The sequence below is a fragment of the Amaricoccus sp. genome (assembly GCF_047602525.1).
Taxonomy (GTDB): Bacteria; Pseudomonadota; Alphaproteobacteria; order Rhodobacterales; family Rhodobacteraceae; genus Amaricoccus.
Genome location: NZ_JASGHB010000001.1, coordinates 2,144,221 through 2,160,310, shown reverse-complemented (window position 1 = coordinate 2,160,310; position 16,090 = coordinate 2,144,221). Strand labels below are relative to the sequence as shown.

Below are 16,090 nucleotides of genomic sequence, written 5' to 3'. Positions count from 1 at the left end.
TGGCGGTCGCCGCTGCCTGTCGTCCGGCGCGGCGGCCGCGGCGTAGGGATGGTGATGGCCGGCAGCGGGGTCAGCTGGCCTCGCGATGGCCACGGGCCGGCTCGGGGAAGGGCAGGGTGAGGCCCTCGAGCACGTCGAGGGGCCCCGGGACGGCGAGCTTGCCCGTCGAGGGGGGGCGGGCATAGATCTGCTTCGTCGCCTCGGCGATCAGCGCGCCGGCAATAACGCGCGGCTCGAAGCGCCGGCCCAGGCGCTCGAGGAAGTAGGACGTCTGGATCCAGAAGCGGCGGTGCGTCGGCGGCGCGTAGAGCGCGGCGCCGTGGCGCTCGGGCTCGAAGCGATGGGCGCGCATCAGCCCTTCGAGCTGGCCGAGGCTGTAGGGGCGGCCGTGGCCGAACGGGGTCACGTCGCGCCGTGCCCAAAGGCCGGAGCGGTTCGGCACGATGAACGCCACCCGGCCGCCGGGGGCGAGAACCCGCCAGATCTCGGGCAGCAGCGCGCCCGGCCGGTCGGAGGTCTCAAGCCCGTGGATGACGATCAGGCGGTCGACGCTGCCCGCCTCGATCGGCCAGCGGGTTTCCTCGACGAGCACCGAGAGGTTGGGCGCGCCGATCGGCCACGCCATCACCCCTTGGCCGCTCGGCATGAGCGACAGCACCCGTCCGGCATCGGCGAGGAACGGCCGGAGCATCGGCGCGGCGAATCCGTAGCCGACCACCGTGAGGCCGCGGGTGTCGGGCCAGAGCGCGCGCAGCGCCTCCTGCAGCACGCGCTGCGCCGAGCGCCCGAGCCGGGTGCGATAGTAGAAGGCGCGCAGATCGAGGACGTCGAGATACATCGGGGCCCCGGGCTTCCCTGGCAGGATGGGCAGGTTGTGCTACCCTATCCGATCGCCAACATCTGCGCCAATGCGAAGGGGAAGTCCGTGCCGCTCGAAGTCGTCGTCGTTCCGTGCCGTACGGACAACTATGCGTACCTGCTCCGCGATACCGCGAGCGGGCGGGTCGGACTGGTGGACGCGCCGGAGGCCGGACCGATCGCCGCCGCCCTCGCGGCACGCGGCTGGGGCCTGCACACGATCCTGCTCACCCACCGGCACGACGACCATATCGCCGGCGTCGCCGAGCTCGTGGCGGGCTTCGGCGCGGAGGTGACGGGGCCGGCCGGCGAGAAGGGCATGCCGCCGCTCGACCGGGCGGTGGCGGAGGGCGACACCGTGGCGCTCGGCGAGAGCCGCGCGACGGTGCTCGACGTGCCGGGGCATACCCTCGGACACATCGCGTACCATTTCGCCGACGCGGAGGCGCTGTTCTCGGCCGACAGCCTGATGGTGATGGGCTGTGGACGGGTGTTCGAGGGAACGCTGCCGCAGATGTGGCAGAGCCTCGCGAAGATGGCCGCGCTGCCGGATACGACCATGGTCTACTCCGGCCACGAATACGCGGAGGGCAACCTGCGATTTGCCCTCTCGGTGGACGCCGCGAACCCCGCCCTGCAGGCGCGCGCGGCGGAAATTGCTGCGCTGCGAAAAAATGGCGCACCGACGGTGCCGGCCCTTCTCGGGCTGGAGCGGCAGACCAACCCGTTCCTGCGGGTCGTAGATCCGGGATTCAAGGCTGGACTGGGGCTCTCGGGTTCGTCCGATGCCCAAGTTTTCGCCGAGGTCCGACGCCGGAAGGATTCTTTCTGAGCAGGTGCAGCAACTGCACGACTCCTCGCGGGAACGTCAGTGCATTTTTTTTGCGCTTTCGTCGGGCCGTGGCATAATCGGCCTTGAAGCGTGGAGGATAAAACCGAAGTTTAACAGGTGACGGGCTAGGTTTGGACCTGCCCACCGCCGGTACCCCCAGGCCGGCGGGACAAGACCGGAAGGAACGCGGACTATGCCGTCTTTTTCGAGTACCCTCGAGACCGCAATCCACAGTGCCCTCGGGCAGGCAAATCAGCGCAAGCATGAACTTGCCACGCTCGAACATCTTCTTCTGGCGCTGGTGGACGAACCGGATGCGGCGCGCGTGATGAAGGCCTGCGGCGTCGATCTTGAGAAGCTGCGCAAGACGATTTTGACCTTCCTCGACGAGGAACTCGACGCCCTTATCTCCGACATCGAAGGGTCCGAGGCGGCGCCGACCACCGGCTTCCAGCGGGTCATCCAGCGCGCGGCGATCCACGTGCAGAGTTCCGGCCGGTCGGAAGTGACCGGCGCCAACGTGCTGGTCGCGATCTTCGCGGAACGCGAGAGCCATGCCGCGTATTTCCTGCAGGAGCAGGACATGACCCGTTACGACGCGGTCAATTACATCAGCCACGGCGTCGCCAAGGATCCGACCTACGGGGAAGCACGCCCCGTGAAAGGAGCCGAGGCTGCCCCCGAGACAAAGGCCCAGTCGCAGAGTAACAAGGAAGCCGAGGAGACCGCATTGCAGAAGTACTGCGTCGACCTGAATGACAAGGCACGCCGGGGGGACGTGGATCCGCTGATTGGACGTGACCTGGAGGTCGAACGCTGCATCCAGGTGCTCTGCCGTCGGCGCAAGAACAACCCGCTGCTCGTCGGGGATCCGGGCGTCGGCAAGACGGCGATCGCCGAGGGGCTGGCGCGCAAGATCGTCGATCGAGAGACCCCCGCGGTGCTCGCCGACACCACGATCTTCTCGCTCGACATGGGGGCCCTGCTCGCCGGCACGCGGTATCGCGGCGACTTCGAGGAGCGGCTGAAAGCGGTGATGAAGGAGCTGGAGCAGCACCCGAACGCCATCCTGTTCATCGACGAGATCCACACGGTCATCGGCGCGGGGGCGACGAGCGGCGGCGCGATGGACGCCTCGAATCTGCTGAAGCCGGCGCTGCAGTCGGGCAGCCTGCGCTGCATGGGGTCGACGACGTACAAGGAGTATCGCCAGCACTTCGAGAAGGACCGGGCGCTGGCGCGGCGGTTCCAGAAGATCGACGTGAACGAGCCGAGCGTCGAGGATGCGTTCAAGATCCTCAAGGGCCTGAAGCCGTACTTCGAGGATCACCACGACATCCGCTATACGCTCGATGCGATCAAGTCGGCAGTGGACCTGTCGGCGCGCTACATCCACGACCGCAAGCTGCCGGACAAGGCGATCGACGTGATCGACGAGGCGGGCGCGGCGCAGCACCTGCTGCCCGAGAGCCGCCGGCGCAAGACGATTACCTCGAGGGAGATCGAGGCGGTGGTGGCGAAGATCGCGCGCATCCCGCCGAAGAACGTGTCGAAGGACGACGCCGCGGTGCTGAAGGACCTCGACGTGTCGCTGAAGCGGCTGGTGTTCGGGCAGGACCGCGCGATCGAGGCGCTCGCCTCGGCGATCAAGCTGAGCCGCGCCGGTCTGCGCGAGCCGGAGAAGCCGATCGGCAACTACCTGTTCACCGGCCCCACCGGCGTCGGCAAGACCGAGGTGGCGAAGCGGCTTTCCGAGCAGCTCGGCGTGGAGCTGCTGCGCTTCGACATGTCGGAGTACATGGAGAAGCACACGGTTTCCCGCCTGATCGGTGCGCCTCCGGGCTATGTCGGCTTCGACCAGGGCGGGCTCCTGACCGATGGCGTCGACCAGCATCCGCACTGCGTGCTGCTGCTCGACGAGATGGAGAAGGCGCATCCGGACGTCTACAACATCCTCCTGCAGGTGATGGACAACGGCAAGCTGACCGACCACAACGGCCGGACGGTGGATTTCCGCAACGTCGTGCTCATCATGACTTCGAATGCCGGCGCGCAGGAGCAGGCCAAGGAGGCGCTGGGCTTCGGCCGGGCGCGGCGCGAGGGCGAGGACACGGCCGCCGTCGAGCGGATGTTCACGCCGGAGTTCCGCAATCGCCTCGACGCGGTGATCTCGTTCGCGCCGCTGCCGCGCGAGGTGATCCTGCAGGTGGTCGAGAAGTTCGTCCTCCAGCTCGAGGCGCAGCTGCTGGACCGCAACGTGCAGATCGAGCTGTCGCCGGAGGCCGCCGAGTGGCTGGCGGAGAAGGGCTATGACGACAAGATGGGCGCGCGGCCGCTCGGCCGTGTGATCCAGGAGAACATCAAGAAGCCGCTGGCCGAGGAGCTGTTGTTCGGCAAGCTGGCGAAGGGTGGCCTGGTGCGCGTGACGGTGGAGAACGACGAGATTTCGCTGAAGATCGAACCGGCGGGCACGCCGCAGATCGCGGCGAAGAAGCCGCCGCTGCTCACCGCCGAATAGGCCCGCACGTCGCTCGCAAGGATCGAAGGCCCCGCCGGTTCGCCGGCGGGGCCTTTCGTTTACGCGGGCCTCGGAACGCGTTGCCCCAACGGCCTCTGAAGGCGCACGTTATTTGGGCAGTCGGAGCCCCCGCTCTTTTCCGACTCGGCTATTCAGCCTGCGCGCCTTGGGGGGAAATCATGACAACCACTGTTTTCTCGACATCCGTCATCTCCGACGATGCCGATCCGATCTTTACCTACGCGGAGAGCGGCGATGCCGTCATCGTCAACGCCGGCGTGACGGTTTCCGCCAAAGACAGGACCGTCGTCGCCCGTCCGGGCTGGACGACCTGCAGCTGACCATCAATGGCACGCTTCAGGGGGTAGTGGCGGTCTATGCCGTGGGGTCGTCCATCGACCTGACGGTGGGCGCCGCCGGTCGGCTGATCGGCACCGACGACGCCGCACTGGTCGCGTCCTATGACAGTTCGATCGCCAACCACGGCATCATTCAGTCGATGACTGGCGTCGGGGTCGACGACGTCACCGACTCGACGATCGAGAACTGGGGCTCGATCACCGGGTTCTTTTCAGGCGCGTTCTTCAGCGGCCCCGACGGGTCGGGCACCGCGACGTTCATCAACCACGGCGAGGTGGAGAGCTATCGCGAGGCGCTTTGCTCCTCTGCCGGCACCACGCACATCGTCAATGACGGCACCATCCACGGCGCGAGGGCGTCGATCAAGCTCTTCTACGACTATAACGACACGATCGCCAACAACGGCATCCTCAACGGGATGGCGACGCTCGGCGATGGCGATGACGTGTATCACGGCGAGGCGGGGTGCGTCGTCAGGGGTACGGTCTGGGGGCAGGCCGGCGACGACCGGCTGGTCGGCGGAGGCTTCGCCGACACCCTTTCCGGCGGCAGCGGCAACGACACTCTGACCGGCGGCGCGGGCGCGGACAGGCTGACCGGAGCGACCGGCTGGCCGGCGGCAAGGGGGACGACCTGTTCCTGTTCCTGACGGCGCGCGAGTCCGCCGGGGACGCGATCGTCGCGTCGGGCGGCACGCTCGCCTTCAGGGCGCCGGCGCCGTGGGCGGAGACCGGATCAACGTGTCTGCGATCAATGCGAACGAAAGTCTCGCGGGAAGCCAGCATTTCGTCTTCGGAACGTCGCACGCCCTCGGCCGCCTCTGGGCGGAGGACGTCGGCGGCGTGACCCACATCCGCGGCAACGTCTCCGGCGGCGCCGCGCCGGAGTTCGACCTTGCGATTAACGACGGGGTGGGCGTCCGGGCGAGCGACTGCGCGGGCATGGACTTCATCCTCTGAACGCCGCCTTCCGCGTCGAGAACATGGAGCTGTGGGGCCGGCCGCCGGGCCGGCCCTTTTGCTTGCAGAATCAAGCCGGCTTGCGCGTGTCGCCCCGGATCACTAATCTGCGAGCATCCCAGCTTGAGCGAGGCCATGGCGCAGAACTTCCGTCATTCCGAGATCCTGACGCTTGCGCGCGAGGCCGGGAAGGTGACGGTCGAGGGGCTGGCGTCGCATTTCAACGTCACGGCGCAGACGATCCGCCGCGACCTGCACGAACTCTGCGACGTCGGGCAGCTGACCCGGGTCCACGGCGGCGCGATGATCCCGTCGGGGGTGATCGCGCTCGGCTACGAGGATCGCCGCAGCCTCGCGAGCCAGGAGAAGGACGCGATCGCCCGGCTCGTCGCCGAGCAGATCCCCGACGGCGTCTCGATCTTCATGAACATCGGCACCACCACCGAGGCAGTGGCGCGGGCGCTGCTCAAGCACCGCAACCTGATGGTCATCACCAACAACCTCAACGTGGCGAACATCCTCGCCACCAGCCCGAACTCCGAGGTGATCGTCGCGGGCGGCATCCTGCGCCGCTCGGACGGGGCGCTGGTCGGCGACGTGACGGCGGAGTTCATCGGTCAGTTCAAGGTGGACTACGCCATCATCGGCTCGGCGGCGGTGGACCCGGACGGCTCGCTCCTCGACTACGACTTCCGCGAGGTGCGGGTGGCGCAGGCGATCATCAAGAACGCGCGCAAGAGCTACCTCGCCGCCGACCACACCAAGTTCAAGATGGCCGCGCCCGTCCGCATCGCGAGCCTCGCCGACCTGCACGGCTTCTTCACCGACATCCAGCCGCCGAAGTCGATCCTCCAGCTCTGCGCCGACAACGACGTCTTCATCCGCACCGTGGAGAACGCCGGCCGCGGCCGCTGACGGCTGTGGCCGGCGCTCACCGCCGCGAAGGCGCAGAGGCGCCGCGGCTTACCGGCGAGGTTTGTCTCGTGTCTGACCCCGACTGCCATCCGGCCGTTGCCGCGATCCTTGCCACCTGGCCGCCGGCCGGGCGGGTCTCGGCCGGCGGCTTCACCCTGCGGCGCGGCGCCGGAGGCGGCAACCGCACCTCGGCCGCGACGCTTGACGACGGCCCGGGCGACATCGGCGTGGCCGAGGCCGGGATGCGCGCGTGGGGCCAGCGGCCGGTGTTCATGATCCGCCCGGGCGAGGCCGCGCTCGATGCCGAGCTGGCCGCCCGCGGCTATGAGGCATACGACGCCACGCTGGTCCTCGCCGCCGCGGCGGCACCGCTGGCCGGCGCGGACGTCGAGCGCGCGCTGTTCGGCGACGTGCCGCTCCGGGCGATCACCGATGTCTGGGCCGCCGGTGGCATCGGCCCGGAGCGGCTGGCGGTGATGGAGCGCGTGCGCGGCCGCAAGATCTATCTGCTTGGCCGACAGGGCGACCGGGTGGCGGGCGCGGGCTTCGCCGCGCTCGACGGCGCGGCCGTCGTGGTCCATGCGGTCGAGGTGGCGCCCGCCGCCCGGCGCACCGGCATCGGATCGGCGCTGCTGCGCGCCGCGGCCGCCTGGGGGACCGAGCAGGGCGCAACGCAGGTGCTCCTTGCCGTCACCCGGGCGAACGTCGGCGCGCTCGCGCTCTACCGCGGCCTCGGGTTCGAGGAGGCCACGGCCTATCACTACCGCCGGGCGCCGGCCTGACGGCTCAGGCCGGCAGGAAACCGGCCTTGTCTCCCGCGCCCCGCGCCCCGCGCCACCGCGAACCCGAGGAGCGCGAAGCCGGTGCCCCGGATCAGCATCGGCAAGACCAGCGACCGCAGCCGGCGACGCATCTTGCGGACGAAATCCGGCGCCCCGCCACACGCCGCCGCCTCGCGGCTTCGTGAAGCTTCAGGCGGGCCAGGTCTCCGGCCCGATGCCCTTGAAGCGCTCGCTCAGGAAGTCGATGAACGCCCGAAGCTTCGGCTGCGGGAAGCGGCCCTGGGGTTGCACCGCGTAGACGCCGAGCAGCTCGCGCGGCCGGTCGGCGAGCAACTCGACCAGCCGGCCGGTGACGAGCGTGTCGCCCAGCATGAAGCTCGGGATCTGCGCGATGCCGAGCCCGGCCTCCGCCGCCTTCATCAGCGCCTCGCCGTTGTTGACGGTCAGCCGGCCGCCGACCCGGATCTGCCGCTCCTCGCCCGAGGGCGCCCGCAGCCGCCAGAAGTTCCCGGTGGAGAGGTTGGAATAGTGCAGCAGCCGGTGGTCGTTCAGGTCGTCGATCGTCCGCGGCGCGCCGGCGTCCGCCAGATAGGCCGGCGCGGCCACGATCGCCGTGCGCGTCTCGGCCAGCTTCTTGGCCTTGAGCGAGCTGTCCGCCAGCGTGCCGATGCGGATGGCGAGGTCGAACCCCTCGGCCACCAGCTCCACGAACCGGTCGTCGAGCACCATGTTCACGTCGACCTCGGAGTAGGCGCCGAGGAACGCCGCCACAGCCGGCGCCACCTGCCGCACGCCGAAGGTGACGGGCGCCGAGATCCGCAGCGAGCCCTTGGGCGTCGCCTGCATCGCCGTCACCATGCTGTCCGCCTCGGCCGCCTCGGTCAGAACCAGACGGGCGCGGTCATAGTAGGCAAGCCCCACCTCGGTCGGGCTGACCCGGCGGGTGGTGCGGTTGAGCAGCCGCACCGCCAGACGCGCCTCGAGCGCCGAGACGTGCTTCGACACTGCCGACTTCGACAGGCCCATCTTGCGCGCGGCATCGGTGAACCCGCCGTGGTCCACGACGGAGACGAACGCCTCCATTTCCGTCAGACGGTCCATCGGCCCCTGCCGCCGTTTCCGCTTTGCGAACGATATGGAGCAATGCGGCGCATCGTCAACGCACCGCGCCCGACGGGCCGGCCTTCGGTCAGCCGGGGCAGGCGGTGAGCTGCCGCTGGTACACCGCGGCCCAGTTCTGGACGTCGCGCGCGACGCCCGGCAGCCACGATTTGTCGCGGTAGGTGCCACGGGCAAAGCCGGCCTTGCCCTCGTGATAGGCGAGGTACTGGTTGTAGGCGTCAGTCACCGCCACGCCGTTCACCCGGGCGTTGGAATTCATGTACCAGCCGATGAAGTCGGACGAGTCGGAAAAGTCGTCGCGGTCGGCGCTGTACCGGCCGGTGTCGGACATGTAGCCCTCCCACGTGCCGTCTATCGCCTGGGCGTAGCCGTAGGCCGAGGAGAGCGGCACGTCGCGGGAGAACAGGCCGCTGCCGACGCGCTTGGTCGGGCGGGCTTCGGCGCGGAAGCTCGATTCGCGCGCGATCGTCGCCAGCTGCACCGCCACCGGCACGCCCCACTTGTCTTCCGTCTTGCGCATGGCGGCGAACCACCCCGGCTTCTCTTCCTGCATCTGACATGCGTCCGCCACCGTGGTCGGAGGTGTATCGCCACCGCCGCACGCGCTCAGGATCGAACAAAACGCCAGAAGGGCGAGCGGGCGCCCCCGTCCCTTGCCTGCCTTCATCTCACTGCTCGCGTGTCTTGCCGCACGTCGTACCTCGGAGTGTGCCGCAATCGCGTCAGCAAGCCAAGGGAAACCTCAGATAAAAAACGCAAGAATTGCCGGGATCGCCAGCACCGACAGCAGGGTCGACACCACGACGAGGCCCGCCACCTCGTCCGGGTTCGCCTCGTACCTCGCGGCCAGCATGTACGAGGTCACGGCGACCGGCGTGGCGAGCTGCAGCACCAGCACGCCGAGCGTCATGCGCGGCAACCCGAAGGCGAGCCCTACGGCGAGCGGGACGGCCGTGCAGATGGCGAGCTTGGCGAGGCAGAGTGCCAGCGCTGGCCCGAGCGCGCGCGGCTGCAACCGGGCGATCGCGACGCCGAGGGTGATGAGCATGAGAGGGATCGCCATCTGTCCGATCAGGTCGAGGCTCGCGGCCAGCCACGCCGGCACGCTCCAGCCCAGCACGAGGAACAGCGACCCGAGCAGCGTGCCGCCGACCAGCGGCTCGCGCAGCGCGCTCACCGGGCTGCCGCCACCCGCCACCACCCAGACCCCGAAGGTGAACGACAGGATCGCCATCACCGCGAACACCACCACCGCGAGATCGAACCCGGCCTGCCCGAAGGCGAACAGCGCCACCGGCAGGCCGATGTTGCCGGTGTTGCCGAAGGCAAGCGGCGCCCAGTACGCCGCGAGGTTCAGCCGGAGCAGCCGCACCAGTCCCCAGGCCAGCGCCCCGACCAGCACATAGGCGACGATCGCCGCCAGCACCGTGTCGCGCAGCAGGCCGGGGTCGACCTTGGAGCGCACCAGCGCCATGAAGATCAGGCAGGGTGTCGACAATGTCATCGACAGCCGCGAGACGAACGCCACGTCGTAGGCCAGCCCGCGACGCACCCAGGCAAAGCCGATCGTCGCGAGAAGCGCGACGGGGGCAATGATCGCAAGGACCTGGAGGACAAGGTGCATCGGCGGGCTCCGGCGTTGCAGTTTTACCGCATGGCACCATCGGGCAGTGCCCCTGCCGTGGACACGATGTCAACCTCGGCCTATCATCCGGGAGAGCGGAGTTCGTGGGTATCCGGGCCATGTTGCAGGCAGCAGCCAAGTTTTCCCTTGGGCAGGTGGTGCGCCACCGTGTCCATCCGTTCCGTGGCGTGATCTTCGATGTCGACCCGACGTTCAACAACACGAACGAGTGGTGGGAGTCGATCCCGGAGGACAGCCGCCCGTCCAAGGACCAGCCGTTCTATCACCTGCTCGCCGAGAACGAGACGTCGTATTACGTCGCCTATGTCTCGGAGCAGAACCTGGTGATGGACGACAGCGGCGAGCCGGTGGACCACCCGGAGGTCTCGGCGATGTTCGGCGCCCTGCGCGAGGGCGGCCGGTACGATCTCGACGGCCGGCTGCACTAGATCAGCGGCGCCGCAGGCCAGCGTTCCGCATGCACGACCGCCCGCCCGCTGACCGGAGCGGGCAGGCCATCCTTCGGAGCCCTCAGGCGATCGCCGCGTCGCAGCGGGCGCAGACGCCCGGGTGCGCGTGCCGGCCGACATCGGGCAGGATCTTCCAGCAGCGGGCGCACTTCCCGCCCTCGGCCGGCGCCGGCACCACGGCCACGCCGGCCACGTCCTCGAGCGCGAACGCGCCGGCCGGGGCCGCCGCCGCCGAGAGCGCCAGCGCCGAGGTGATGCAGACGTCCTGAAACTCGATCCCCGACAGCGTTTCCCGCAGGCCGGGGTCGACGACATGCACGACCGGCGCCGCCTCGAGGCTGGCGCCGATGCGCTTCTCGCGCCGTTCCAGCTCCAGCGCGCCCGTGACCACGCGCCGCGCCCGGCGCACCGCCTCCCATTTCGCGGCGAGGCCCGCATCGAGCCACTCGGCCGGCGTCGCGGGAATGTCGACGAGGTGCACCGACGAGCTTTCGCCGGGAAAGCGCGACAGCCAGACCTCTTCCATGGTGAACGGCAGGATCGGTGCGAGCCACGTCACGAGGCGGGCGAAGACCGCATCCATCACCGTGCGCACCGCCCGCCGGCGCGGATCGCCGAGCCCGTCGCAATAGAGCGAGTCCTTGCGGATATCGAACCAGAAGGCCGAGAGGTCGACGGTGGCGAACTGGAACACCGCCTGGAACACCCCCTGGAAGTCGAAGGCGGCGAAGCCTTTCCGCACCGCCGCGTCCAGCTCCGCCAGCCGGTGCAGCACGAAGCGCTCCAGCTCCGGCATCGCCGCCCGCTCCACCCGCTCCTCCGGCGTGAACCCGTCGAGCGCGCCGAGCAGATAGCGCAGCGTGTTGCGCAGCCGACGGTAGCTGTCGGCCGTGCCCTTTAGGATCTCCGGCCCGATCCGCTGGTCGACGGTGAAGTCGGTCTGCGCCACCCAGAGCCGCAGGATGTCGGCGCCGTACTGCTTCACCACGTCCGCGGGCGCGACCGTGTTGCCGAGCGACTTCGACATCTTCATGCCGTTCTCGTCGAGCGTGAAGCCGTGCGTCACCACCGCGTCGTAGGGCGCCCGCCCGCGCGTGCCGCAGGCCTGCAGCATCGAGGAGTGGAACCAGCCGCGATGCTGGTCGGTGCCTTCGAGATAGACCGACGCGGGCCAGATGCCGTCCGGCCGGTCGCGCAGCGCGAAGGCATGCGTCGAGCCGGAGTCGAACCAGACGTCGAGAATGTCGGTGACGAGCTCCCACGCGTCGTGCGGATGGTCGTTGCCGAGGAAGCGTTCCTTCGCGCCCGCCTCGAACCAGGCATCCGCACCTTCGGCCTCGAACGCCGCCTTGATCCGCGCGTTCACCGCCGGGTCGCGCAGCAGCTCCACGGTGCCGTCGGGCGCGCGCTTGACGAAGCAGGTGAGCGGCACGCCCCAGGCGCGCTGCCGGCTCAGCACCCAGTCGGGCCGTGCCTCGATCATCGAGTAAAGCCGGTTGCGCCCGGTCTGCGGCGTCCAGCTCACCAGCCGGTCGATCGAGGTCAGCGCCCGCTGGCGGATGGTGTCGCCATAGGTGCCCATCCCGTCGTCGAGGGCCGCGTCGATCGCCACGAACCACTGCGGCGTGTTGCGATAGATCACCGGCGCCTTCGACCGCCAGGAATGCGGATAGCTGTGCGTCATCCGCCCGCGCGCGAGCAGCGCGCCGGCCTCGACGAGCTTCTCGATGACCGCCTTGTTCGCCTTGCCTTCCTTGCCCTTGTGGTCGAACACCTGAAGGCCGGCGAAGAACGGCACATGCGCGGCGAAGGACGAGTCCTCGGTGACGTTGTGAGTCATCCGCTCCACGAGCCCGGCCTTCACGAACAGCTCGTAGTCGTCGAGGCCGTGGCTCGGCGCGGTGTGCACGAACCCGGTGCCGGCGTCGTCAGTCACGAAGTCGCCTTCGAGCATCGGCACATCGTAGTCCCAGAACGCATCGAGAGGGGTGAGCGGATGGCGCAGCACCACGCCGTCGAGCGGCCCGGCGTCTCCCAGCCGCTCGTATCCATCGACGCGCGCGGCCTTCATCACCTCGGCCGCCAGCGGATCGGCGAGAACCAGCACGTCTCCCGCCACGGCCCAGTTGTCGGCAGCCGCCGCCGTCACGCGGTAGCGCCCATAGGCGATACGCGACGAGAACGCGACGCCGCGGTTTGACGGGATGGTCCAGGGCGTCGTCGTCCAGATGACGACGCTCGCGCCCTGCAGCGCCTCCGGCCCCGTGACCACCGGAAACTTCACCCAGATCGTCGGGCTCTGGTGGTCGTGATACTCCACCTCTGCCTCGGCCAGCGCGGTCTTCTCCACCGGCGACCACATCACCGGCTTCGACCCGAGATAGAGCGAGCCGTTCATCACGAACTTCATGAACTCCTCGGCGATCACCGCCTCGGCGTGGAAGTCCATGGTGAGATAGGGATTGGCCCAGTCGCCGGTGACGCCCAGCCGCTTGAATTCCTCGCGCTGCACGCCGACCCAGTGCTCGGCAAACCGGCGGCACTCGGCGCGCAGCTCGTTCACCGGCACTTCGTCCTTGGACTTGCCCTTCGCCCGATACTGCTCCTCGATCTTCCACTCGATCGGCAGGCCGTGGCAGTCCCAGCCGGGAACATAGCGCGAAGTCCCGCCCCAGCATCTGCTGGCTGCGGACGATGAAGTCCTTCAGCACCTTGTTGAGCGCATGTCCGATGTGCAGGTGGCCGTTGGCATAGGGCGGCCCGTCGTGCAGCACGAAGGGCACCCGGCCATGCGCATCCGCGCGCAGCCGCTGGTAGATCCCGATCTCGGCCCAGCGCGCCAGCCACTCCGGCTCGCGCTGCGGCAGGCCGGCGCGCATCGGAAAGTCGGTCTTCGGCAGGAACAGCGTGTCCTTGTAGTCGACGCTCGTATCGGTGGACTCGGTCGTCATCTCGACATCCGTCTGAAAGCGATTGCGGGGAGAAGGGGGCGCCAGACGCGCGAAACCCGGCCGCCCTGAACGGTCAGAGCGCCGGGACGGTAATTCGATGGATGCCGAAACCCCAGGACATGGCCGCGGGATATAGCGCCGCGCCGGCACCGCATCAATGTGTTATGCACGAGACGCGCCGCAGCCTGGCGTCACGCGCCCGCCTTGCCGAACAGCCCGGTGAGCGCCCGCCCGACGACGGCCGACACCTTCGGCCTCGGCAGCGCCCCGAACGGCATCGGCCGGCAGACGTCCATCGCCGCGATCCCGACCCGCGCGGTCAGCGCGCCGTTCACCATCCCCTCGCCGAAGCGCCGCGACACCCGCGCGAGCACGTGCCCGCCCGCGACCGAGCCGATCAGGTCGTCGCCCGCCGACACCAGCCCGGTCGCGAGCAGGTGCGTCGCCACCGTCCGCAGCAGGCGCCACGAGCCGAAGAAGCCGGCGTGCGCGCCGTAGACCTCCGCCACGTGCCGGATCATCCGCATGTTCTGGCTGGTCGCCGCCAGCACGTCGACGAGGGCGAGCGGGATCACCGCCGTCGCTGCGGCAACGGTGCGCGCCGCCGCCTCGATCTCGCGCCGGGCGGCCTCGTCGAGGGGCGCGAACAGGGTGCGCTCGGTCAGCTCGAGGATCGCGTCGGCGTCGAGCACCTCGGCGCGCGTCTCCTCCAGCCGGGCCAGCGCCCAGCGCAATTCCGTCCGGCTGCCATAGAAGCCGGCCAGCCGCCGCGACAGCGCCAGCGCCTTGTCCCGGTCGGCGTCGGCCAGCGCCGCCGCCGCGTCCGCCCGGAACGAGTCGATCCGCGCCAGCCGCCGGAAGGCCCAGGCCTCGCGGAAAAGCTGCACCACCACCAGCAGCCCGAGCAGGCCGGTCAGCGCCAGCGCCACCATGCCGACTGTGGGATAGCGCTCGATCAGCCCGGTCAGGTAGTCATACGCGGCGACGCTGACGATCAGCGTCACGAGGCTGCCCGCTACCGTCCAGATCAGCCCGCCGCGCCGCTTGCGCGCCGCGATCCGGGTGACGGTGAGCATCGCGTCGCCCTGCGGGGCGAGATCGTCGTCGGGCGGCGGCGGTGCCTCGCCCGGCGTCACTGCCGCCGGGCCGAGCGCATCGGCGGGGATCACGAAGGGCTTGTCCGGCGGGCTCATCGCAGGCGGTCTCCGATCAGGAACTCGGCCGCCCGGTCGAGGCGGATGTGCGGCAGCCCCTCGCCGCCGGTCAGCCGCGGCGGCGCGAAACGGGTGATGCCGTAGGCCGCATCCACCCACTCGCCCGCCCCCTGCCGCGCCGCGGCGATGCAGCTCGGCCGGGTCGCCCGGCAGGTTGCCGGGAAAGAGCGCCACCTCCTCGCCGCCGTCGAGCGCGCGCCCGCGCACGACGTCGAAGCTCTTTCCGTCGCGCGTGACCGTCTGCTCGACCGTCGCCCGCACGCTGGCGATGGAGAGCGCGCCGGTCGCCGCGCCGGAGAACTGCGCCCGGTCGCGCGCCTCGCGCACCAGCGCCTCGGTGAAGGCGGCAAGGCGCGGGTGCTGGCTGTGGTGCAGATGGTCGGCCTTGGTGGCGCAGAACAGGATCCTGTCGATCTTGCGCCCGAGGAGCGGGGCGAGCCAGGACCGCGCCCCGGGGCGATAGCAGGAGAGGATCTCGGCCATGGCGACCCGCAGGTCGTCCACCGCCCGAGGCCCGCCCGCGATGGCGCCGAGCGCGTCGACCAGCACGACCTGCCGGTCGAGCCGGGCGAAGTGGTTGCGGAAGAACGGCTCCACCACCACCCGCTTGTATGCCTCGAAGCGCGCCTCGAACGCGCGCCAGAGCGAATCCGCCCCCGCGCGCTCGGGGGGCAGGAGCGGCGAGAAGGTGAGCGCCGGCGACCCCTCGAGATCGCCCGGCATGAGAAACCGCCCGGGTGCCACGCTCGAGAGCCCGGCCAGCCGCGCCGTCGAGAGGTAGGCCGTGAAGGTGCCCGCGAGCTTGCGCGCCGCCGTTTCGGTCAGCGCCCGGCCGGCGTCGGTCGCGTCGACCTGCGCGAGCCACGGCGCCGCATGGTGCTCGCGGGCCGGCGAGCGCGCGGCCGCGAGCGCCCCGGCCGACCACCCGGCGAAGCTCTGGCTCATCAGCGGCAGGTCGAGCAGCCATTCGCCGGGATAGTCGACGATGTCGACGTGCACCGCCCCGGTCCCGGCAAGCCCGGAGAACATCCCCGTCGGCGCCACCCGCAGCGACAGGCGCAGGGTGGAGATCGAGCGGGTGCTCTCCGGCCAGCGCGGGGTGGGGCCGGAGAGCGAGTCGAGGTGGTCCTCGAAGGCGAAGCGCGGGATCGTCGGGTCGGGCTGCGGCTGCAGGAACGACGCGAGGATGCGTCCCTCGGCCGCGGCGCGAAGCTGCGGCATCCGCCCCCGCTCCAGCAGGTTCGCGACCAGCGAGGTGATGAACACGGTCTTGCCGGCGCGGCTGAGTCCGGTGACGCCGAGCCGCACGACCGGCTCGCGGAACACGCCCGCCATGTCCTCGGCCATGTTGCCGAGCGTCGAGGCCAGCCCGCCAGTCCATCGGTCGAGATCCATGCCGCTGCCCGCCTCCTGCCGCCGGTCCGCGACAGGTATGCGTTCGACCGCCCGGCGGCAACCACCGCTGCCTGCGCCGGGGCGGCACGC

General features: G+C 69.8%; 13 protein-coding genes and 2 pseudogenes. 8 read left to right on the top strand and 7 right to left on the bottom strand.

Translation table 11 applies throughout. From position 1 onward, the window contains the following. Positions 1-70: 70 nt before the first annotated feature. Entirely contained in the window at positions 71-838 is a 768-nt protein-coding gene (locus tag QM699_RS11200) for a class I SAM-dependent methyltransferase (protein ID WP_415011200.1), read from the bottom strand. Between the two features lie 87 nt (positions 839-925). Between QM699_RS11200 and gloB the strand changes: the two genes are divergently transcribed. From gloB to QM699_RS11165, 7 genes are all read left to right on the top strand, one after another. Then, positions 926-1,690, top strand: coding sequence for a hydroxyacylglutathione hydrolase (gene gloB, locus QM699_RS11195; protein ID WP_415012745.1), 765 nt, complete (start codon positions 926-928; stop codon positions 1,688-1,690). Between the two features lie 193 nt (positions 1,691-1,883). Further along, positions 1,884-4,208, top strand: a complete 2,325-nt coding sequence (gene clpA / locus QM699_RS11190) for an ATP-dependent Clp protease ATP-binding subunit ClpA (protein ID WP_415011199.1) — start codon at positions 1,884-1,886, stop codon at positions 4,206-4,208. A gap of 179 nt (positions 4,209-4,387) precedes the next feature. Continuing rightward, positions 4,388-4,549, top strand: coding sequence for a hypothetical protein (locus QM699_RS11185; protein ID WP_415011198.1), 162 nt, complete (start codon positions 4,388-4,390; stop codon positions 4,547-4,549). A gap of 26 nt (positions 4,550-4,575) precedes the next feature. Then, positions 4,576-5,217: a calcium-binding protein gene (locus QM699_RS11180; RefSeq protein ID WP_415011197.1), complete on the top strand. Its 642-nt coding sequence runs from the start codon at positions 4,576-4,578 to the stop codon at positions 5,215-5,217. A 91-nt stretch (positions 5,218-5,308) separates the two neighbouring features. After that, positions 5,309-5,527 (top strand): hypothetical protein, encoded by a 219-nt coding sequence (locus QM699_RS11175; RefSeq protein WP_415011196.1) that lies wholly within the window; start codon positions 5,309-5,311, stop codon positions 5,525-5,527. Between the two features lie 123 nt (positions 5,528-5,650). Then, positions 5,651-6,442, top strand: a complete 792-nt coding sequence (locus QM699_RS11170) for a DeoR/GlpR family DNA-binding transcription regulator (protein WP_415011195.1) — start codon at positions 5,651-5,653, stop codon at positions 6,440-6,442. Positions 6,443-6,510: 68 nt separating this feature from the next. After that, positions 6,511-7,224, top strand: a complete 714-nt coding sequence (locus tag QM699_RS11165) for a GNAT family N-acetyltransferase (RefSeq protein WP_415011194.1) — start codon at positions 6,511-6,513, stop codon at positions 7,222-7,224. A 189-nt stretch (positions 7,225-7,413) separates the two neighbouring features. Here QM699_RS11165 and QM699_RS11160 read toward each other — a convergent pair whose 3' ends face one another. The 3 genes from QM699_RS11160 to QM699_RS11150 all read right to left on the bottom strand — a co-directional run bounded on the left by QM699_RS11160 (position 7,414) and on the right by QM699_RS11150 (position 9,970). After that, positions 7,414-8,325, bottom strand: coding sequence for a LysR family transcriptional regulator (locus QM699_RS11160; RefSeq protein ID WP_415011193.1), 912 nt, complete (start codon positions 8,323-8,325; stop codon positions 7,414-7,416). An 88-nt stretch (positions 8,326-8,413) separates the two neighbouring features. Beyond that, positions 8,414-9,013 (bottom strand): lytic transglycosylase, encoded by a 600-nt coding sequence (locus QM699_RS11155; RefSeq protein WP_415011192.1) that lies wholly within the window; start codon positions 9,011-9,013, stop codon positions 8,414-8,416. Between the two features lie 75 nt (positions 9,014-9,088). Next, the gene (locus QM699_RS11150; RefSeq protein WP_415011191.1) at positions 9,089-9,970 is read right to left on the bottom strand and encodes an AEC family transporter; all 882 of its coding nucleotides are present in this window, start codon (positions 9,968-9,970) and stop codon (positions 9,089-9,091) included. Positions 9,971-10,089: 119 nt separating this feature from the next. Here QM699_RS11150 and hspQ point away from each other — a divergent pair, with 119 nt between their 5' ends. Further along, a complete protein-coding gene (gene hspQ / locus QM699_RS11145; RefSeq protein WP_415012744.1) occupies positions 10,090-10,419 on the top strand; it encodes a heat shock protein HspQ in 330 nt (109 codons plus the stop codon). A gap of 82 nt (positions 10,420-10,501) precedes the next feature. Here hspQ and ileS read toward each other — a convergent pair. From ileS to QM699_RS11130, 3 genes and pseudogenes are all read right to left on the bottom strand, one after another. Beyond that, positions 10,502-13,391: pseudogene (gene ileS / locus QM699_RS11140) on the bottom strand (isoleucine--tRNA ligase). A 191-nt stretch (positions 13,392-13,582) separates the two neighbouring features. After that, on the bottom strand, positions 13,583-14,584 hold the full coding sequence (locus tag QM699_RS11135; RefSeq protein WP_415011190.1) for a YcjF family protein: 1,002 nt from the start codon (positions 14,582-14,584) through the stop codon (positions 13,583-13,585). Then, a pseudogene (locus QM699_RS11130) lies at positions 14,581-16,000 on the bottom strand (YcjX family protein). Before QM699_RS11130 ends, QM699_RS11135 begins: the two are co-directional and overlap by 4 nt. Positions 16,001-16,090: the final 90 nt, after the last annotated feature.